Raw genomic sequence first — 19,969 nt, forward strand, 5'->3', positions numbered from 1 at the left:
GGGACTCGGACCGTATCGACGCCGAGCGGAGTGAGATCGTGCCCCTAGCTCTGACCGCGGATCAGGCGGCGCTGGCGCAGGCCGTCAGCGGATTCGCCGACCGCCACCACACGCGTGAATACACCCGCAAGCACACCGATCGGCTCGCCGCCGGCGAACTGCCCACCTTCTGGGCGGACCTGGTCGCGCTGGGGCTGCCCGGTGTGCATCTGCCGGAGGAGCAGGGCGGGCAGGGCGGAACGCTCGACGAGATGGCGGTGGTACTCGCCGAATCCGGGCGGGCGCTGCTACCCGGGCCACTCCTGCCCTCCGTGATCACGAGTGCCATCGTCGCGTCGGCGGAATCCGTTGCGGTGGTGAGTGATACGTTGCGGCGTTTCGCCGAGGGCGGGACCGGCGCGACGGTGGACGCCGGTCACGGAGTGCGGTTCGCGGAGGCCGGCTCGAGCGGTGAGACCGGCCCGGTGCTGGGCGCCGCCGCGGCCGACGTGCTGGTGGTGGCCGCGGCCGACGGCGGCCGCATCCGGTGGTTCCTGGTGGAACGTGACGCCCCGGGCGTGCAGATCGAGACGTGTGCCGGGTCGGATCTGGGCCGCGATCTCGCCGTCGTCCGCTTGCGCGATGTCGCCGGAATCGAGCTCACCGGCATCGACACCGGCTACGCCGAGGCGGTCGCCACCGCGTTCATGGCCGCCGAGGCCGCCGGGGTGATCCGCTGGTGTTCGGACACGGCCACCGAATACATCAAGGCGCGCAAGCAGTTCGGCCGTCCCGTCGGTTCCTTTCAGGCCGTGCAGCACCGCGCCGCGCAACTGCTGATCACCAGTGAACTCGCCACCTCGGCGGCCTGGGACGCGGTACGCGGTCTCGCCGACGATCCGGCGCAGCGCACGCACGCCGCGGCCGGTGCCGCGCTCACCACCCTCGGCAATGCCGTGCACGCGGCCGTGGAATGCCTGTGCCTGCACGGCGCGATCGGTTTCACCTGGGAGCACGACCTGCACCTGTACTGGCGGCGGGCCATGTCCCTGGCCGGTCTCGGCGGCTCCGCGGAGAGCTGGGAACGCCGGCTCGGCGAAGTCGCGCTCGGTGGTCCGCGCACGTTCGCGGTGCCGCTGCCGGAAACCGATTCCTCGTTCCGCACCTGGGTGTCGGAGATTCTGGATCGGGCCGCCGCCCTGGACAACCCGACACCCGGCAAGATCGGTGACCACGACGCCACCAATACCGGTCCTCGCCGCACGCTGCTCGCCGACTCCGGTCTGGTCTCACCGCCGATGCCGAAACCGTGGGGGATCGAGGCGGGTCCGCTGGAACAGTTGATCCTGCAGGACGAATACGACCGGCACGCAATCGCGCAGCCCTCCATGGGAATCGGCCAGTGGGTGGTGCCGATCGTGCTGCAGCGCGGCACCCCCGAACAGCTCGCCCGGCTCGCCGCGCCGGCACTGCGCGGCGAAGAGATCTGGTGTCAGCTGATGAGCGAACCGGAAGCGGGGTCGGATGTGGCATCGCTGAGCCTGCGCGCCACCAGGGACGGCGACGGCTGGCGGCTCAACGGCCAGAAGATCTGGACCACGCTGGCCCATCGCTGCGACTGGGGGCTGCTGCTGGCCCGCACCGATCCCGAGGCCGAACGCCACCGCGGCCTGACCATGTTCCTGGTCGATATGCACGGTGCGGGGGTGACGGTCCGCCCCATCACCCAGTCCAGCGGTCAGGCCGAATTCAACGAGGTGTTCTTCGACGACGCCTTCGTCGGAGACGACATGGTCCTCGGCGAGGTCGGGCAGGGCTGGGCGCTGACGCTGGAAACCCTTGCCCAGGAACGACTTTTCATCGGCGGCGTCCGCGACCCCGGACACGACTCCCGCATCGTCGGCATCATCGAACGCGGGGAGTACGCGGGCAGCCGTGAGAACGCCCTGCGCGTGCTGGGCCGGATCAGCGCGCGCGGCGCCGCCGTCTCGGCGATGAATCTGCGCGAGACCATCCGGCGCCTCGGTGGTCACGGAATCGGCCCGGCCACCAGTATCTCCAAGGCCGCGGCCTCGATGCTGCACACCGACGCCGCGGCCGCCGCTCTCGAACTCATCGGCCCCGCCGCGGCGCTGAACGAGAAGGACTGCGAGGTCGTCCTGCACGAACTCGACATCCCGAGTTGGGTGATCGGCGGCGGGACCCTGGAAATCCAGCTCAACACCATCGCCACCCTGGTCATGGGGTTGCCGCGGAAATAGCGGGGCTCAGTTACGGACGAAGGTGATGGGCAGGCCGTCCTTGGGGTAGGGCAGAGAGTGGTAATCCAGGGGCGGGACGTAGGCGGGGTCCACCCGCCAGTGGTAGTCGCGCAGCAGGCGGTGCATGATCGACTTCACTTCCAATCCGCCGAAATGCATGCCGATACATTTGTGCGCGCCGCCACCGAACGGCTCCCACGCGAAGCGATGGGATTTGTCCTCGCGGCGTCCGGGTCCGAAGCGGTCGGGATCGAAGGTGTGCGGGTCGGTCCAGTACTGCGGCATCAGGTGGGTGAACTGGATTCCGATGACGACATCGGTGCCGGCCGGAATCCGAACCCCGTGGATCACCGTGTCTTTCACCGCGTAGCGGACCAGGACCGGGACCGGGGCGCGCAGTCGCAGCGCCTCGCGCATCACCAGATCGATGGATTCCAGACGCTCGAGTTCGGCCATCGACGGTGCCGGCCCCAGCGCCGCTGCCTCACTGCGGCACCGTTGCTGCCATTCCGGATGCTGTCCCAGATACTGCAGGATCGTCGAGGTGGTGATGGTGGAGGTGTCGTGGGCGGCCATCATCAGGAAGATCATGTGGTTGACCACGTCGTCGTCGCTGAAGCGGGCGCCGTCCTCGTCTTCGATGTGGCACAGCACCGAGAAGATGTCGTCGGTCTGTTCGGCACGTTTCGCGGGCAGGTAGTGGCGCAGAAAATCCTCGAGGACCTTGCGGCCGCGGTAGGCCTTACCCCAGCGGGTGAACGGCACGTTACCGCGCACGATTCCGGCCGCGGCCTGCACACATGCGATGAAGGCCCGGTTGATTCGGTCCATCTCGGCCGGTGTGGTGTCCGCGGCGCCGCCCATGAACAGGTCGGCCGCGATATCGAGGGTGAGCTGCTTGAGTTTCCAGTACGCGGGGAAGGATTCGCTTTCGCCCCAGTGCGCGACACCCTGTTCGATCGCCGGATGCAGCCGCTCGGTATAGGCCTGCAGACGGGGACGGGTGAACGCCTGCTGCATGATTCGCCGATGCCGCTTGTGCTCGTCGAAGTCGATGAGCATGAGCCCGCCGTGGAAGAACGGGCCGACCAGCCGCGACCAGGCGGGCTCGTTGGCCAGCGCTCCGTCCTTGTTCAGCAGCGCCTCCCCGCAGGCGTCGGGACCGAGCAGCAGGGCCGCGGTCCGGCCGAGGGAATACATCGGGGCGACGGGCCCGTAGTGATCCCATTCCCGCTGGAACAGTGCGAGCGGGTCCTGGGCGTATTGCAGCAGTTGCCCGAGCACGGGATAGCCGCGATCCTCCCGTCGCTGGGTCGGAAGAGGCCTGGTCTCCAGGGCGTCGGCCGTCATCGCACACCTCGTCTCTGTGATGCCGCTCACGTCACAGCCTGATTCAGGAAGGACGTCCTGTCAACCTTGAATGCGAAGTCGCTGTGGCATGCTGGGGCCATGGCCGTGCAATCAGGGGTCTATCGCGGAGCGACCGCCGCCGAACGGGCCACCGAACGCCGGTCGCGCCTGCTGGACGCAGGTCTCACGGTGTGGGCCGACGCCGGAACCCGGACGACGATGACCGCGGTCTGCGCCGAGGCCGGACTCAGCGAGCGCTACTTCTACGAGAGTTTCACCGGACTCGACGCCCTGCTCGAAGCCGTCCTGAACCGGATTGCCGTCGAAATCGAGGACAACAGCCGCAGCGCCGCCGAGGCCGCCGGAGACGATCCGGAAGCGCGCATGCGGGCATCGATCGGTGCGTTCGTGCGGCTGCTGGTCGAGGATCCGCGCAAGGGCCGGGTCGCGATCGTCGAATCGGTGGCGTTTCCGCATTTGCGCAGGCGCCGTACGGAATTGCTGCGGCATCTGGCGCACGAGTCGGCCCTCGAAGTGCGAACGTGGCTCGGCGATTCCGGCCGCAGCCGGGCCGCCGACGAAACCTCCGGGCTCCTGTTCATCGGCGGTATGGCCGAACTGGTCACCGCCTGGCTCGACGGCGCCATCGAGGTGAGCGCCGAGGAGATGGTCGAGGCCGCGTGCCGGGCGCTGCGCGGTCTCTATCGCTGAATGCCGGTGGTGAGGATGGCCGCGAGTTCGCGGTAGGCGTCGGCGTCGTCGAGGCCGGTTTCGGTACGGACGCCGCCCTGCTGGATGCGGACCATCATGGTCGCGGCGAGGTCGGCGGCGAAAGCGGCGTGGACTTCCCGGAATTCGCCGGCCGCGACGCCGTCGTCGACGAGTTCGCGGACTCGTCGCGCGGCGAGGCGGGTGTTCTGCTCGTACACCTCCCGGGCCGGTGCGAAGGCGTCCAGGTCGGTCATGAACTGCTGCGATGCGGCGCCGAGCACAGCTCCGACGGCCGACAGGTAGGCGATGATGCGTTCGCGGGCGCCGGTGGTGGGGGCGATGCGCTGCTCGACATCGTCGGTGGCGCGGCGGAAGAAGTGCACGGTGGCGGCGCGGACCAGTTGTTCCTTACTGCCGGCAAGTGTGTAGAGCGTGCTCTTGGAACACCGCAGCCGCGCGGCGATCTCGTCGAGGGTGAGGTGGGCGAAGCCCTCGGTCAGGAAGAGGTCGACCAGCGCGTCGAACAGTTCGGTCCGCCGCCGGGTGCCGAAACCGCTGCGGGTCGTCTGCGTCATGCCTGAATAGTACTCAAACAAGTCTTGCAGTACGGTACGGCGGACAGTACTGTAGCCGATAACCGAGTACTGCCATGCGTGGCCGAGAGGGAGGATGTCGTGGCTGTCGATCGATTGCTGCCCACCGACGAGGCGCACGAGCTGATCCAGCTCACCCGTGACATCGCGGACAAGGCGCTCGCGCCGATCGTCGATGAGCACGAGCGGTCGGAGTCGTATCCGAGCGGTGTATTCGCCACGCTCGGCGAGGCGGGGTTGCTGAGTCTGCCGTATCCGCAGGAGTGGGGCGGTGGTGGTCAGCCCTACGAGGTATATCTGCAGGTGCTCGAGGAGATCGCGGCGCGGTGGGCGGCCGTCGCGGTCGCGGTGAGCGTGCACAGCCTCGCCTGCCATCCGCTGATGGCGTTCGGGACCGAGGAACAGCAACGCCGCTGGCTACCGGAGATGCTGGGCGGCACGACAATCGGTGCCTACAGCCTGTCCGAGCCGCAAGCCGGATCGGATGCCGCGGCGGTGGCGTGCAGGGCCGTGCCCGCCGACGGCGGGTATCGGCTCAACGGCACCAAGGCGTGGATCACCCACGGTGGTGTCGCCGATTTCTACAACGTGTTCGCGCGGACCGGTGAAGGCTCGCGCGGCATTTCGTGTTTCTTGGTTCCGAAAGACCTCGAGGGGCTGAGTTTCGGCAAGCCCGAGGAGAAGATGGGCCTGCACGCGGTGCCGACGACCACCGCCCACTACGACGACGCGTACCTGTCCGCGGAACGCCGGATCGGCGCCGAGGGGCAAGGACTCCAAATCGCTTTGAGCGCACTGGATTCCGGTCGTCTCGGAATCGCGGCCGTGGCAACAGGTTTGGCGCAGGCCGCCCTCGACGAGGCCGTCGCCTATGCGAAAGAGCGCAGCACCTTCGGCAAGAAGATCATCGATCATCAGGGGCTGGGTTTCCTGCTCGCCGACATGGCCGCCGCCGTCGACTCCGCACGGGCCACCTACCTCGACGCCGCGCGCCGCCGTGATGCCGGACTGCCCTATTCGCGGCAGGCCTCGGTCGCCAAACTCGTCGCCACCGACGCCGCGATGAAGGTGACCACCGACGCGGTGCAGGTCTTCGGAGGCTACGGCTACACCCGCGACTTCCGCGTCGAGCGGTACATGCGGGAAGCCAAGATCACCCAGATCTTCGAGGGCACCAACCAGATTCAGCGCTTGGTCATCAGCCGCTCGCTCGCGAAGTAGCCACCGCGGACCCGGCCGGCGCTACCGGCCGGTGAAGAACCGTCGGATGACGGTGGTGGCGTCGGCGTCTGAAAATCGCGGCGACGGCAGGACGTATCGCGACGCGGTGCTCGCCCGACGGCACCTCCGGCAATCGAGCGCCGAGTGCGACGATGATCGGATCATGATCAGGCCGAAAGTGATCCTCAGCCGGGCGATGGAGGCAGGGCTCGTGGTGGTGGGGCTGGCCGTGTTGTGGGCCGGCGACCCGAACGACTGGCTCGTGGTCTGGGACGTTCTGGCGGCCGTGTACGTCGTGATCTGGGCGGTGCGGCTGCTGCGCAACCGGCGCGAGGACGACCCCGAGGAATGGCTCGCCGAGGTGCAGGGCGACTGGGCGGCGCTGCTGGCGATCGGGTTGGCCAGTGCGGTCGGGCTGGTCGCGGTCGTATCGATGATCGCGAATGTCGACGAGAAATTCGGGGCACCCGCGAAAGCCGTTGCGGCCGTCGCGGCCCTGCTGGCCTGGTTTCTGCTGCACCTTGGCTTCGCGGAACAGTATGCGCGGACCTATTACGCGCTGCTGCCGGACCGCACGCTGGCGTTCCCGGGATCGGAGCAACCGAATCTGCTGGATTTCGCCTACTTCGCGTTCACCATCGGCGTGTCCTTCGCGGTCTCCGATGTCGAGACCCACCATCGGGACATCCGCGTACAGGTTCTGGTGCATTCGGTGCTCGGCTTCTTCTACAACGCCGCGGTCATCGGAGTCGCGGTCGGGGTGGTGACCGGCGGGCGGTGATCACGCCGCACGCGCGTCCGGCTACGACGCGAGCCAGACCGCACGCAACCGTGCGGCGGCGACCGCGCTCTGGCGCAGTCCCGCTTCGTAGGCGGGGCGCAGGGCGGCCGGGGCGAAGACGTCCGCACCTGTGGCGGCGATGGCTTGGGCGTCCGGGGACACGGAAACCGTTGTGGCCAAGGCGAGTTCGTCGTCGGTGTCGGCTCGTGGGTAGAGGTGGGCGCCCGGTTCCAGGATCACGATCGTCTCGGCGCCGGCCGCGAGGTCGGCGTTGATCGGGGAGCGTACGCCGCCGTCGGCGTAGTGGCCGCCGTCGATCGGGATCGGCGGGAACACTCCCGGCACCGCCGTGCTCGCCGCGACCGCCTCCGCCACGGACGCCGCCTCGGTTCGGGTCCACGCGCGCAGGTCGCCGGATTCGGCGTCGACCGACGTGATGACCAGATCGCGGTCCGGCCAGTGCGACATCGCCAGCAGGGCGTCCATTCGCGCGACGTGTTCGGCGGCGTCGGCGGGGACGGGCGGGGCAGGTTCCTGCCCCGGCTCGGGCGGGGTGAGCAAGCGGGCGACGTCGCCGCCGTCGGCGAGTATCGCGGCGACGACCGCGCCGGCCGAGGTGCCGACGACACGGTCGGCTTGCGCGAGGTCGATCCCGGCTTCCCGCAGGCCGACCAGCAGCCCGACCGTCCATACGGTGCCGACCGGACCACCTCCGCCCAGCACGAGCGCGGACCGAAAACCGTTGGGCGGCAGAGCGGAAGTCACGCGCCGAGCCTACCGGCGATCCCGAGGGCAGTGCTCCCGTCGCCCGGGGCGGTGGCGGCGTGCCGTCGGTGATCCGCGTGTGGCGGGTGCGATCGGAGGAGGCGGCGCCGGGTGTTCGGCACCGCGCGGATCGGGTAGTCGAGAGGCTCGATGGTCCTGGTAGAGCGGGTTGTGCGGGAAGTTTGCCGGAGTACGCTGAGTGGGTCGGCCTTCGATGAATCGGCCTCTCGATGAATCGAGACAACTCATGCACGAGCTGGCAATCGCGCAGGGGATCGTGAGCGGCGCGTGTGAACACGCTGCCGGGCGGCGGGTGTACCGCGTGACCGTTGCGATCGGGATGCTCTGCGCGGTGGTGCCGGATGCCCTGTACTTCTGTTTCGGCCTCGCGGCCGAAGGCACTCTCGCCGAGGGCGCCGAACTCGTCGTCGAGGAAATTCCGGGCCGGGCGCGCTGCCGCACCTGCGGCGCCGAATTCGGTCTGCCGGATCTGATCCCGCTGTGCGCGTGCGGCAGCGCCGACGTCGACATCCGCGCCGGGCGGGAGCTGCGAATCCGCTCCATGGAGGTGAGTGACACATGTGCGCAACCTGTGGATGCGGCGGCGACGACACCCAGGCGGTGATCACCGGTCCGCACGAACACGACCATCCGCACGATCACGATCACGGCGACACGCACGACCATGGCGTCGGGGACGCGCACGATCACGCCGGTCACACGCACGGGCGCGGCGACGGGGACGCGCAAGGTCACGGCGACGGGCACGCGCATGACCACCGCCGCCGGGACGCGCACGACCATGGTGACGGGCACACGAATGACCATGGCGACGGGCACGCGCATGACGCCCATGACCACCACGCAGACGAGCACCCGCCGGACGACCCCCAACGGCACGGGCACAGCGGTCCGCCGACCGAGACCGTCACTCTGGAACAGAAGGTCCTGGCCAAGAACGGCCAACTGGCACAAGACAATCGGCGCTGGCTGGCCGAGCGGGACATCCTCGCCCTGAACCTCACCAGCTCGCCGGGCGCGGGCAAGACGACGCTGCTCGAACGCACCATCCGGGAATGCCCGGGCATGCCGATCGCGGTCATCGAGGGCGATCAGGAGACCCTGCTGGACGCGCGGCGGATCGAATCCACCGGCTGCCCCGTGGTGCAGATCAACACCGGCGCCGGGTGTCATCTCGACGCGCAGATGACTCGCGGCGCGCTCGAATCACTGCATCCGGCGCGCGAGAGCGTGGTCCTGATCGAGAACGTCGGCAATCTGGTGTGCCCGGCCCTGTTCGACCTCGGCGAGCGCGCGAAAGTCGTCATCGTCTCGGTGACCGAGGGAACCGACAAGCCGTTGAAGTATCCCCACATGTTCGCCGCGGCCGGCCTAGTGCTGATCAACAAGATCGACCTGCTGCCCTATGTCGACTTCGATCTCGCCACCTGTACGCGTTACGTGCGGACGATCAATTCCGGGGTGACGGTGCTCCCGGTGTCCGCGACGAGCGGGGCGGGCCTCGGCGACTGGTACGGCTGGCTCGCCGGGCAACGCTCGTCGGTAGCTGCCGCACCCATTGAGGTTCATTTGCCGCGAGACTAATATTTGTGTGGTCTGTATCACAGATTGAGACGGCTTCGAGCCGGATCGGCCAGCCCCCGCCCGGCTCGGGAAGGCGGCATTCATGCCAACCCAGGAAGCAGTTCGGGCCGAAGAGACGCTGATACACGTCCTGTGGATCAACGCGGGCCTCAGTTGTGACGGCGATTCGGTGGCGTTGACTGCCGCCACCCAGCCCAGTGTCGAGGAAATCGCTCTCGGAGCGCTTCCCGGCCTGCCCAAGATCGCCGTACATTGGCCGCTGATCGATTTCGAATGCGGTCCGAACGGGGGAGCCGACGACTTCCTCGAATGGTTCTTCAAGGCCGACCGCGGTGAACTCGAACCCTTCGTTCTGGTGGTCGAAGGTTCGATCCCGAACGAGCAATTGCACGGCGATGGTTACTGGTGCGGTTTCGGCAACAACCCGGAGACGAATCAGCCGATGACCACCAGTGAATGGCTCGACCGGCTGGCGCCCAAGGCCACCGCGATCGTGGCGGCCGGCACCTGCGCCACCTACGGCGGCATTCACGCGATGGCCGGTAACCCGACTGGAGCGATGGGAGTTCCGGATTATCTCGGCTGGGGTTGGAAATCCAAGGCCGATATTCCGATCGTCTGCGTCCCCGGATGCCCGATTCAGCCGGACAATCTCTCCGAGACCCTGACCTATCTGCTCTACATGGCCACCGGCCAGGCGCCGATGATTCCGCTCGACGAAGCGCTGCGTCCGAAATGGCTGTTCGGTGCCACCGTGCACGAAGGCTGCGATCGCGCCGGATACTACGAACAAGGGGATTTCGCCGAGGAGTACGGCTCGCCGAAGTGCATCGTGAAGCTGGGGTGCTGGGGCCCGGTCGTGAAATGCAATGTGCCCAAACGTGGTTGGCTCAACGGCGTCGGAGGGTGCCCGAACGTCGGCGGTATCTGCATCGGCTGCACCATGCCGGGATTCCCGGACAAATTCATGCCGTTCATGGACGAACCGCCCGGTGGGAAGATCTCGTCCACCGCGTCCGGGCTGTACGGATCGGTGATTCGCAGCCTGCGCCACATCACCGGCCGCACGGTCGACAAGGAGCCGCACTGGCGGCACCGGGGGGAGAAACTCGATACGGGCGCGACTCGCACCTGGTAGGAGAATCTCGCGATGACACAGATCATCCCGGAGGCGTCGCACAAGAAGATCGAGCCGGATTCGCTCGTCGAAATGGCGTGGGATCCGATCACCCGGATCGTGGGCAGCCTCGGTATCTATACGAAAATCGATTTCGAGAACCGGGAAGTGGTCGAGTGCCACAGCACGTCGTCCATCTTCCGTGGCTATTCGATATTCATGCGCGGCAAGGATCCGCGGGATGCGCACTTCATCACCAGCCGCATCTGCGGAATCTGCGGTGACAACCACGCCACCTGTTCGTGCTACTGCCAGAACATGGCCTACGGCGTGAAGCCGCCGCATCTGGGCGAGTGGATCGTCAATCTCGGCGAGGCCGCGGAATACATGTTCGACCACAACATCTTCCAGGAGAATCTGGTCGGGGTGGACTTCTGCGAGAAGATGGTCGCCGAGACCAATCCGAGCGTCCTCGACGCCGCCCGCAAGGCCGAGGCGCCGCACGCCGCGATGCACGGCTATCGCACCATCGGCGACATCATGGAAGCGCTCAATCCCTTCACCGGCGAGTTCTATCGCGAGGCGCTACAGGTGAGCCGGTATACCCGAGAGATGTTCTGCCTCATGGAAGGCCGGCACGTGCATCCCTCGACGCTGTATCCCGGCGGCGTCGGCACCGTCGCCACGGTCCAGTTGATGACCGACTACATGTCGCGACTGATGCGCTACGTCGAATTCATGAAGAAGGTCGTGCCGATGCACGACGACCTGTTCGACTTCTTCTACACCGCGGTGCCCGGATACGAGCGGGTCGGCCTGCGGCGCACGCTGCTGGGCTGCTGGGGTTCGTTCCAGGATCCGGAGGTCTGCAATTTCGAATACAAGGATATGGAGGACTGGGGCCGGCGGATGTTCGTGACGCCGGGGGTGGTGGTGGACGGCAAACTCGTCACCACCTCGCTGCTCGATATCAATCTCGGCATCCGAATCCTTTTGGGCAGTTCGTATTACGACGACTGGACCGATCAGGAGATGTTCGTGAAGACCGATCCGCTGGGCAATCCGGTGGACCGGCGCCATCCGTGGAATCAGCACACCAATCCGAAGCCGCAGAAGCGCGACCTCGACGACAAGTACAGCTGGGTGATGTCACCGCGCTGGTTCGACGGCAAGGACCACCTGGCCCTCGACACCGGCGGCGGACCGCTGGCCCGGTTGTGGTCGACGGCGCTGGCCGGGCTGGTCGACATCGGCTACATCCGTTCGACCGGGCACAGCGTGCAGATCAACCTGCCCAAGACCGCCTTGAAGGGGCCGGTCGAACTGGAATGGAAGATTCCGGAGTACGGCAGCAACACCATCGAACGCGATCGTGCCCGCACCTACTTCCAGGCCTACGCGGCGGCGTGCGCACTGCATTTCGCCGAGAAGGCGCTCACGGAGATCCGGGCCGGCCGGACCAAGACGTGGGAGCACTTCGACGTGCCGGACGAGGGGATCGGCTGCGGTTTCACCGAGGCCGTGCGCGGTGTGCTGTCGCATCACATGGTGATCCGCGACGGCAAGATCGCGAACTACCATCCGTATCCGCCGACGCCGTGGAATGCCAATCCGCGCGACAGCTTCGGCACGCCGGGTCCCTACGAGGACGCGGTGCAGGGTCAGCCGATCTTCGAGGAGAACGACCGCGAACATTTCAAGGGCATCGACATCATGCGCACGGTGCGCAGCTTCGATCCCTGTCTGCCCTGCGGTGTGCACATGTACCTCGGGAAGGGCACGACCCTGGACCTGGTGCATTCACCGGCACAGATATCGACCGCCGAATAACCGGAGATCCGGTCCCGGCGGCAGGAGGAGGCGGTATCCACGCGTCCTGACGGTGAGTCCGCGGCGACGGTCGGCGACGACCGGTGGCGCAGCGCGGGTGATCGCATCGAGACACTGCTCGATGCGAGTTCCGCGGGTGGGGCGGCGGCCCGGGAGCGGGCCGAGGCGCTGGTCGGCGAGGTGGTCGATCTGTACGGCGCGGGACTGCGGCGCATCCTCGCCGTCCTCGACGAGGCCACGGTGCAACGACTGCTCGCCGACGATCTGGTCGCCAGCCTGCTGCTGGTGCACGGGCTGCATCCGCACGACGTGGCGACGCGGGTCGCCGGCGCGCTCGACAGCGTGCGGCCGTATCTGGGATCGCACGGCGGCGATGTGCGCTTGCTCGAGGTCACCGCGGAGGCGGTGGTCCGGCTGGAGTTGACCGGAAGCTGCCGCAGTTGCCCGTCGTCCTCGGTGACCTTGGAACTGGCGGTGGAGGACGCCGTGCGCGCGGCCGCACCGGAGATCACCGCGATCGAAGTGGTCGCCGCGGAGGCGGCCGCCGACAGCGCGGTGTTCGCCCCGGAGACGCTGTTCGCACACGTGCGATCCGGCGGAAACTGGATCGGCGCACCGGAATTGGCGGATCTGGCCGCCGGTGAGGTCGGCGGCTTCGCCCTCGGCGGGCTGACGGTACTCGCCTGCCGGGTCGGCGACGAGATCTACGTCTACCGCGATCACTGCCCGAACTGTGACCGGACACTGGCCGGCGCGGTTCTGCACCGCGGGATCGACGGCGACCCGGTGCTGCGCTGCCCCGGGTGCCGCGCCCATTTCGACGTCGTCCACCACGGTGCCCGCCTCGACGGGGGCGGACATCTCGAGCCGCTGCCGGTGCTGGTGCGCGACGGCGAACTGTCGGTGGCGATTCCGGTGGAGGTGGGCGGATGAATCCGACCGTGCGCGCACTGCGGCGCCTCGCCGCCGAACGCCCTGCGGCGCCGGCGGGGGAGCGGTGCGAGATGTGCGCGGAGGATATCGGCGCGACGCATCAGCACGTCGTCGACACCGCGAGCCGGCACATGTTGTGCGTGTGCCGGGGTTGCTATCTGCTGTTCACCGATCAGGCCGCGGCACTGCGCTACCGGGCGGTGCCGCAGCGGTACGTCTCATTCCCGGACTTCCGGATGAGCCTGCCGGAATGGGACGGCCTCGAGATTCCGGTCGGGCTGGCCTTCTTCTTCCACAGTTCGTCGGCCGGGCGCACCGTCGCGTTCTATCCGGGACCGGCCGGGGCCACCGAATCCGAACTGCCCCTGGATAATTGGCGCGCATTCACCGAATCGCATCCGGAATTCGGCGATCTCGCCGACGATGTCGAGGCACTGCTGATCCAGGTTCCCGAGCGCGACGCCGCCGCGGCACGCTGCCTGCTGCTGCCGATCGATGCCTGCTACGAGTTCGTGGGCCGGATCCGTTTGCTGTGGCGCGGTTTCGACGGCGGCGGGGATGTGCGCGACTATGTGGCGCGATTCTTCGCCGAGACGACGGCGCGGGCCCGGGCATACGATGCGGGGGAGGCGCCGTGAGCCCCGCCTACGCCACCACCTTCGCGGTGCTCGGCATGAAGCCCGAACCGTACACGGTCACTCCGATCCTGTCCGCGCGGATCGGAATCGCCTCCGTCGGTGACGAACCCGTGCACGCCATCGCGCTGCGCGCCCAGGTGCGCATCGAGCCGAACCGCCGGTCCTACACCGACGCCGAGAGCGCGGGACTGCTGGATCTGTTCGGCCCCCGCGACCGCTGGGACCACACCCAGCGCTCGTTTCTCTGGATGCACTGCGCCACCACGGTTCCCGGCTTCTCCGGCGGTGCGGAAGTGGATCTGCCGATGCCGTGCACCTACGACCTCGAGGTCGCGGGATCGAAGTATCTGCACGCGTTGCGCGACGGTGAGGTGCCGCTGCTGTTCCTGTTCAGCGGGACCGTCTTCATCCGCGGCAGTAACGGTTTCGCGGTGCAGCAGATCCCCTGGGATCGCGACGACCGCTACCGGATGCCGATCTCGGTGTGGCGGGAGCTGATGGCGGCGCACTTCCCGGGCGCGGGCTGGCTGCGGCTGCACGAGGACACCCTGGCCGCGCTCGCGGCCTACAAGGGCGAGCACGGTCTGCTCGGCTTCGACGAGACGGTCGCCAGGTTGCTCGCGGGCGCGCAGGAGTCGGCGTGAGTACCGCGCGATCGAGCCGAGAACGAGCCCGCGCGGTCGCCGACGCGGTGCTCTACGAGGGCTATCTGCTCTATCCGTATCGTGCCGACGCGCGAAAGAACCGGTGCCGCTGGCAATTCGGCGTCCTCGGTCCCCTCGGTGCGCACGCGTCCGGACTGGGCGAGGAATCCGAACTCACCGGGCAGATGCCGATGGCCCCGGACGGTGACCCGGTCCTGCGGTTCACGCTGCGATTCCTGCAACTGCAGCATCGCGGTGTGCACGACGCGGACGGTACCCCCGTCGCGGAGACGACCGCCGCGGGTGACACCTGGCCCGATTGGGACGAGGCCGTCGAACGGGAGATCACCGTCGGGCCGTGCGCCCCGGTCGCCATGACTGTGCCGTTCGAGATTCCGGGAGGTCGCGAGACCGAACCTCTCGCCGATCCGGCGACCGGGCCCGCGAGCATCGTGCGCACCCGCCGCCCGGTGCGCGGCGAATTCGAGCTGGCCGTCGCGACCGAGGGCGACCATCCGATCCTGAGTGTGACGGTGCGAAACACCGGGGAGCCGGCGGCCGACCGCCGCGACGCCCTGACCCGCTCGATGCTCGGTGCGCACGTGATCGCCGAGGCCACCGGCGCGGAATTCGTCTCGCTGCTGGAACCGCCGCCGGAGGCCGAATCCGCCGTGGCGCGGTGCGTCCAGCATCGCTGCTTCCCGGTGCTGGCCGGGCCGCGTGGCGACCGCGGCCTGATGCTGATCTCGCCCATCATCCTCTACGACCATCCCGAAATCGCCGAGCAGAGCCAGGAATCGCTCTACGACGCCACCGAGATCGACGAAATCCTCACCCTGCGCGTCATGGCCATGACCGACGAGGAGAAGGCGGCCGCGCGCGCCACCGATCCGCGCGCGGCCCGCATCGTGGACAGCTGTGACGCGATGACCGCCGAGCAGATGGCGCGACTGCACGGCGTGCTGCGCGACCCGGGCGCCGGGGAGAACCGGCTGGTGCCGGAGATCCCGCCCGGGATCGACTGGTGGGATCCGGTCGCCGACGGCGCGGTGCGGCCGGATTCGGATGCCGTGCCCATCGCCGGGACGCTGGTGCGCAAGGGCAGCCGGGTGCGGCTGCATCCGGCCCGGCGCGCCGATATCCACGACATGTTCTTCGACGGCCGCGAGGCGCGGGTCACCTCGGTGCACGCCGACGTCGACGGCCGCACCCACGTCGGTGTGGTCATCGCCGACGATCCCGGAGCCGATCTGCACGAATGGTACGGGCGTTACCTGTATTTCGATCCCGACGAACTGGAGCCGCTGGACGGACCGGGCGAGTAGCGCGGCCGGAGGAAAGGACGGATGTCATGGAGACGGTGGGAATGGTGGCGACGGGAGTCGTCGCGGCGGCGGTCGTCGTCGCGGCGCTGATCGGAATCCGCTCGATTCCGGATATGCGCCGCTACCTGCGAATGCGGCGGATGTGAGCAGCCGGGTGCTGGTCGCCGGGATCGGCAACATCTTTCTCGGCGACGACGGATTCGGCTCCGAGGTGGTGCGGCGGATACCGCCGGACCGCGACGAGGACGTGCGGGTGGTCGACTACGGCATCCGCGGCATGCATCTGGCCTACGACCTGCTCGATGCCTGGGATGCGCTGGTCCTCGTCGACGCCGTCCCGAATCGGGGCGCGGCGGGGCGCATCGAGGTGATGCGCGCCGAACCCGGCCAGGAGGCGCCGGCCGGTCTGGACGCCCACGGAATGGATCCGGCGGCGGTGTTCGCCGGGGTCCGGGCGCTCGGCGGGGTGGTGCCGCCCACCGTGGTCGTCGGCTGTCAGGTGTTGTCGACCGATGAGGGAATCGGCCTGTCCGCACCGGTGGCGGCCGCCGTCGACGAGGGCGCCGCGACCGTGGCGCGGGTGGTCGCGCAGCTGCGGATGTCGCGAACGGAGGTGTGATCGTGTGCCTCGGAATTCCGGGCCGGGTCGTGGAGATCGTCGACGGCTACGGCGGACAGCTGGCGCTGGTCGACGTCTCCGGCGCCGAGCGCAAGGTGAATATCGGCCTGCTGGAAGACGATCCGGTGGTACCGGGGGACTGGGTGATCATCCACATGGGCCTCGCCGTCGAGCGCACCGACGAGGCGGGCGCCCGCGAGGCGCTCGCCGGACTGCGACTGCTGAGCCGAGGCGAACCGTGAGTACCGAGGCGGGCCGAGTAGCGGGCACCGAGGCGGGCCGAGCGGTGGGCACCGAGGCGGGCCGAGCGGTGGATACCGAGGCGGGCCGAACGGCAGGCACCGAGGCGGGCCGAGCAGTGGATACCGAAGCGGCGGTAACCGGCGGCGGCCGCGTTCGTTGCCGGTTGGTGGTGCGCGGTGTGGTGCAGGGTGTCGGGTTCCGGCCCTTCGTCTACAGCACCGCCGCCGAACTCGCGTTGACCGGCAGTGTCGGCAACGACAGCGACGGGGTGATCGTCGACATCGAGGGAACACCGCGGGCGCTGGCCGAATTCATCGATCGGGTGCGCCGCCGTCCGCCACCGCTGGCGGTGGTCGACTCCGTCGAGCGCACCGATCTTCCGGTGCGCGGCGGCACCGGATTCCATATCGCCGGCACGACCCACGGCGGCGGTCGCACCCTGGCCTCGCCCGATGTGGCGATCTGCGCCGACTGTGCGCGGGAGCTGGCCGATCCGGCCGACCGCCGCTATCGGCATCCGTTCGTCACCTGCACCAATTGCGGCCCGCGCTTCACGATCATCGCGAGTCTGCCCTACGACCGTGAGCGGACCTCGATGGCCGATTTCGCGATGTGCGAGCACTGCGCGCGCGAGTATCACGATCCCGCCGACCGTCGTTTCCACGCTCAGCCGATCGCCTGCCCCGACTGCGGGCCCACCCTGCGCTTCTCCGGTCCCGGAACCGGTGACCCGGTGGCCGCCGCGCGAAAGATGTTGCGCGCGGGCGCAATCGTGGCGGTCAAGGGCATCGGCGGCTATCACCTGGCCTGCGCCGCCGACGACGAGAGGGCGGTGACGCGGCTGCGCGCCCGCAAACGGCGCGGCGCGAAACCCTTCGCCGTCATGGTCGCCGATCTCGCCGCGGCCCGCACCCTCGCGCGGGTCGACGCGGCCGCCGCGGCGGTGCTGAGCGGGCCACAGCGGCCGATCGTGCTGCTGCCGCGCGGTGAGCGAGCAGTAGCGGAATCGGTGGCGCCGGGGCTTCGCGAGCTCGGGGTGATGCTGGCCTACACCCCGCTGCATCTGCTGCTGTTCGGACTGCCCGGCGACCCGCCCGGACCGCTCGCGCTGGTGATGACGTCGGCCAATCTCGGCGGCGAACCCCTGTGCTACACCGACGAGGACGCCGCGCGACGTCTGCCGGAGCTGGCCGACGCCGTGCTGGACCACGACCGCCGCATCCTGGTGCCCTGCGACGATTCGGTGGTCCGGCTCGTCGACGGCATCGAACTACCGATCCGGCGCTCCCGGGGGTACGCGCCGCTGCCGCTGGCGTTGCCGCAGGAGTCGGCGCCCGTCCTCGCGGTCGGCGCGGATGTGAAGAACACCTGCGCGGTCGCCGAGGGCCGGTATGCGTGGCTGAGTCAGCACATCGGCGATATGGACGATCTCGCGACGCTGCGCGCCTTCGGCGCCGCCGAACGTCATCTGGAGGAACTGACGGGCGTGCGCCCGGCGCAGCTGGCGGTCGACGCCCATCCCGGCTACCGGTCCAGCGCCTGGGCGCGGCGCGCCGCGGCCGGGCGGCCGGTACACAGCGTGCAGCATCATCACGCCCACATCGCGGCGGTGATGGGGGAGCACGGCCTGCCCGGATCGTCGACCGTCCTCGGAATCGCTTTCGATGGAACGGGTTTCGGGCCAGACGGCGCGATCTGGGGCGGTGAGGTGCTCGCCGCCGGCTACAAGGGTTTCCGCCGCCTGGCACATCTGGACTACGTCCCCCTACCGGGCGGTGACGCCAGTGTGCACCGGCCCTACCGGATGGCGCTGGCTCATCTGCACGCCGCCGGCATCGCGTGGGAGGAGTCCATCGCCTCGGTCGCGGCCTGCCCGCCCGCCGAGCGCCGGGTTCTCGCCCACCAACTCGGCACCGGCCTGGGCTGCGTCCCGACCTCGAGCATGGGGCGGCTGTTCGACGCGGTGGCGTCGCTGGCCGGTGTGCGCCACGTGGTGGACTACGAGGCGCAGGCCGCCATCGAACTGGAGGCCCGCTCGCGGGACGCGGACCCCGGGCACGGCTACCGATTCGCGCTCGGCGCTGCGGATCCAGACGGGGCCGTGCGGATGGATCCGGCTCCGGTACTGGCCGCGGTGCTCGCCGACCTCGCGGCAGGCGCCGGTGCGGATCTCGTCGGCGCGCGCTTCCACGCCGCGGTCGCCGAACTCGTCGTCGCACTGGCGCGCCGATTCGGTGAACCGGGTGTGCCGGTGGCTCTGTCCGGTGGCGTGTTCCAGAACGCGCTGCTGCTCTCGCTCTCGCGAAACCGGCTGCGGGACGAGGGCTTTCAGGTCATCACTCATCACAGAGTGCCACCCAACGACGGCGGCCTGGCATTCGGGCAGCTGCTCGCCGCCGGGGCTCGATGAGCGAAAGGAAGGAACCGATCATGTGCCTGGCAGTCCCGGGGAAGGTGCTCGACCTGTACGAGCGCGACGGCACGCTGATGTCGGTGGTCGACTTCGGCGGTGTCCACAAAGACGTATGCCTGCAATACATTCCGGATGCCGCGGTCGGCGACTACGTCGTCGTGCACGTCGGATTCGCCATTCAGCGGCTCGACGAGGAATCGGCGCTGGCCACCCTGGCCGAATTCGAGCATCTCGGTGTACTGAACGAGGAATTCGGCGACGGTTTCGCCATCGCCGCCCGGCAGTCCGGCCTTCCCGATCCGACCTCCGGCGCACCGTCGGAGCCCGCTCCCGACGACGAGGTGAACCGATGAAATACCTGGACGAATTCAGCAATCCCGACCTGGCCCAGCGCCTGCTCGACCGCATCCGGACCGAGTCCACGCGACGCTGGTCGATCATGGAAGTCTGTGGCGGACAGACGCATTCGATCATCCGTCACGGCATCGACCAGCTGCTGCCGGATACGATCGAGATGATCCACGGCCCCGGCTGCCCGGTCTGCGTCACACCGCTGGAGATTATCGACAAGGCGCTCGAGATCGCCGCCCGCCCGGAGGTCATCTTCTGCTCCTTCGGCGACATGCTGCGCGTGCCGGGCAGTTCCAAGGACCTGTTCCGGATCAAGAGCGAGGGCGGCGACGTGCGCGTGGTGTATTCGCCGCTGGACGCGCTCACCCTCGCGAAGCAGAATCCCGACCGGCAGGTGGTGTTCTTCGGGATCGGCTTCGAGACCACCGCCCCCGCCAACGCCATGACGGTGTATCAGGCCCGGCGCCTGGGCATCGAGAACTTCTCGCTGCTGGTCTCGCACGTGCTGGTCCCGCCGGCGATCGCCGCGATCATGGAATCGCCGGACTGCCGGGTGCAGGCGTTCCTGGCCGCCGGGCACGTGTGCGCGG

The 19,969-nt window shown here is 68.5% G+C and carries 21 protein-coding genes; 18 read left to right on the top strand and 3 right to left on the bottom strand.

Annotation, left to right across the window (positions count from 1 at the left end; genetic code table 11):
* Positions 1-38 precede the first annotated feature (38 nt).
* Positions 39-2,240 carry an acyl-CoA dehydrogenase family protein gene (locus ON23_RS33970; RefSeq protein ID WP_039783715.1) on the top strand — a complete coding sequence of 734 codons (2,202 nt, stop codon included), beginning with the start codon at positions 39-41 and terminating at the stop codon, positions 2,238-2,240.
* Positions 2,241-2,246: 6 nt separating this feature from the next.
* Here ON23_RS33970 and ON23_RS33975 read toward each other — a convergent pair whose 3' ends face one another.
* Positions 2,247-3,590, bottom strand: a complete 1,344-nt coding sequence (locus ON23_RS33975) for a cytochrome P450 (RefSeq protein ID WP_039783717.1) — start codon at positions 3,588-3,590, stop codon at positions 2,247-2,249.
* Positions 3,591-3,689: 99 nt separating this feature from the next.
* Between ON23_RS33975 and ON23_RS33980 the strand changes: the two genes are divergently transcribed.
* Entirely contained in the window at positions 3,690-4,301 is a 612-nt protein-coding gene (locus tag ON23_RS33980) for a TetR/AcrR family transcriptional regulator (protein WP_039783719.1), read from the top strand.
* On the opposite strand, the gene ON23_RS33985 is transcribed toward ON23_RS33980, so the two are convergent.
* Complete coding sequence (locus ON23_RS33985; protein ID WP_039783721.1) at positions 4,292-4,876, bottom strand: TetR/AcrR family transcriptional regulator; 585 nt, start codon at positions 4,874-4,876, stop codon at positions 4,292-4,294. The two genes, ON23_RS33980 and ON23_RS33985, sit on opposite strands and share 10 nt — an antisense overlap.
* A 99-nt stretch (positions 4,877-4,975) precedes the next feature.
* Here ON23_RS33985 and ON23_RS33990 point away from each other — a divergent pair, with 99 nt between their 5' ends.
* Together ON23_RS33990 and ON23_RS33995 are read left to right on the top strand one after the other, a co-directional pair.
* On the top strand, positions 4,976-6,115 hold the full coding sequence (locus tag ON23_RS33990) for an acyl-CoA dehydrogenase family protein (RefSeq protein WP_039783723.1): 1,140 nt from the start codon (positions 4,976-4,978) through the stop codon (positions 6,113-6,115).
* 163 nt (positions 6,116-6,278) lie between these two features.
* Positions 6,279-6,896 carry a DUF1345 domain-containing protein gene (locus ON23_RS33995; protein WP_039783752.1) on the top strand — a complete coding sequence of 206 codons (618 nt, stop codon included), beginning with the start codon at positions 6,279-6,281 and terminating at the stop codon, positions 6,894-6,896.
* Between the two features lie 21 nt (positions 6,897-6,917).
* Here ON23_RS33995 and ON23_RS34000 read toward each other — a convergent pair whose 3' ends face one another.
* A complete protein-coding gene (locus ON23_RS34000; protein ID WP_039783724.1) occupies positions 6,918-7,661 on the bottom strand; it encodes a patatin-like phospholipase family protein in 744 nt (247 codons plus the stop codon).
* 247 nt (positions 7,662-7,908) lie between these two features.
* Here ON23_RS34000 and ON23_RS34005 point away from each other — a divergent pair, with 247 nt between their 5' ends.
* The 14 genes from ON23_RS34005 to hypD form a co-directional block, all read left to right on the top strand.
* Positions 7,909-8,286 (top strand): hydrogenase maturation nickel metallochaperone HypA/HybF, encoded by a 378-nt coding sequence (locus ON23_RS34005; protein ID WP_039783725.1) that lies wholly within the window; start codon positions 7,909-7,911, stop codon positions 8,284-8,286.
* Entirely contained in the window at positions 8,241-9,266 is a 1,026-nt protein-coding gene (gene hypB / locus ON23_RS34010; protein ID WP_051043735.1) for a hydrogenase nickel incorporation protein HypB, read from the top strand. Before ON23_RS34005 ends, hypB begins: the two co-directional genes overlap by 46 nt.
* 82 nt (positions 9,267-9,348) lie before the next feature.
* On the top strand, positions 9,349-10,404 hold the full coding sequence (locus ON23_RS34015) for an NADH-quinone oxidoreductase subunit B family protein (protein ID WP_039783727.1): 1,056 nt from the start codon (positions 9,349-9,351) through the stop codon (positions 10,402-10,404).
* A 12-nt stretch (positions 10,405-10,416) separates the two neighbouring features.
* Complete coding sequence (locus ON23_RS34020; protein ID WP_039783729.1) at positions 10,417-12,213, top strand: nickel-dependent hydrogenase large subunit; 1,797 nt, start codon at positions 10,417-10,419, stop codon at positions 12,211-12,213.
* A gap of 105 nt (positions 12,214-12,318) precedes the next feature.
* Entirely contained in the window at positions 12,319-13,146 is an 828-nt protein-coding gene (locus ON23_RS34025; protein WP_051043736.1) for a NifU family protein, read from the top strand.
* Positions 13,143-13,784 carry a DUF5947 family protein gene (locus tag ON23_RS34030; RefSeq protein WP_039783732.1) on the top strand — a complete coding sequence of 214 codons (642 nt, stop codon included), beginning with the start codon at positions 13,143-13,145 and terminating at the stop codon, positions 13,782-13,784. The genes ON23_RS34025 and ON23_RS34030 overlap by 4 nt, the downstream gene beginning before the upstream one ends.
* Positions 13,781-14,428 carry a DUF6084 family protein gene (locus ON23_RS34035; protein ID WP_039783734.1) on the top strand — a complete coding sequence of 216 codons (648 nt, stop codon included), beginning with the start codon at positions 13,781-13,783 and terminating at the stop codon, positions 14,426-14,428. The genes ON23_RS34030 and ON23_RS34035 overlap by 4 nt, the downstream gene beginning before the upstream one ends.
* Entirely contained in the window at positions 14,425-15,753 is a 1,329-nt protein-coding gene (locus tag ON23_RS34040; RefSeq protein WP_039783736.1) for a hypothetical protein, read from the top strand. Before ON23_RS34035 ends, ON23_RS34040 begins: the two co-directional genes overlap by 4 nt.
* A 26-nt stretch (positions 15,754-15,779) precedes the next feature.
* Positions 15,780-15,899: a DUF6893 family small protein gene (locus ON23_RS39930; RefSeq protein ID WP_086007056.1), complete on the top strand. Its 120-nt coding sequence runs from the start codon at positions 15,780-15,782 to the stop codon at positions 15,897-15,899.
* Positions 15,896-16,372, top strand: a complete 477-nt coding sequence (locus tag ON23_RS34045; protein WP_039783737.1) for a hydrogenase maturation protease — start codon at positions 15,896-15,898, stop codon at positions 16,370-16,372. Before ON23_RS39930 ends, ON23_RS34045 begins: the two co-directional genes overlap by 4 nt.
* Positions 16,373-16,374: 2 nt before the next feature.
* Positions 16,375-16,614, top strand: a complete 240-nt coding sequence (locus tag ON23_RS34050) for a HypC/HybG/HupF family hydrogenase formation chaperone (protein ID WP_039783756.1) — start codon at positions 16,375-16,377, stop codon at positions 16,612-16,614.
* 116 nt (positions 16,615-16,730) lie between these two features.
* Positions 16,731-19,025, top strand: coding sequence for a carbamoyltransferase HypF (gene hypF / locus ON23_RS34055; RefSeq protein WP_083904414.1), 2,295 nt, complete (start codon positions 16,731-16,733; stop codon positions 19,023-19,025).
* 20 nt (positions 19,026-19,045) lie between these two features.
* Positions 19,046-19,381 (top strand): HypC/HybG/HupF family hydrogenase formation chaperone, encoded by a 336-nt coding sequence (locus tag ON23_RS34060; protein WP_039783760.1) that lies wholly within the window; start codon positions 19,046-19,048, stop codon positions 19,379-19,381.
* Positions 19,378-19,969, top strand: a 592-nt coding sequence (gene hypD / locus ON23_RS34065) for a hydrogenase formation protein HypD (protein ID WP_039783738.1), incomplete at its 3' end; no start/stop codon positions are given. The genes ON23_RS34060 and hypD, both read left to right, overlap by 4 nt.

This window comes from Nocardia cerradoensis NBRC 101014, assembly GCF_000308535.1.
Classification (GTDB): domain Bacteria; phylum Actinomycetota; class Actinomycetes; order Mycobacteriales; family Mycobacteriaceae; genus Nocardia; species Nocardia cerradoensis.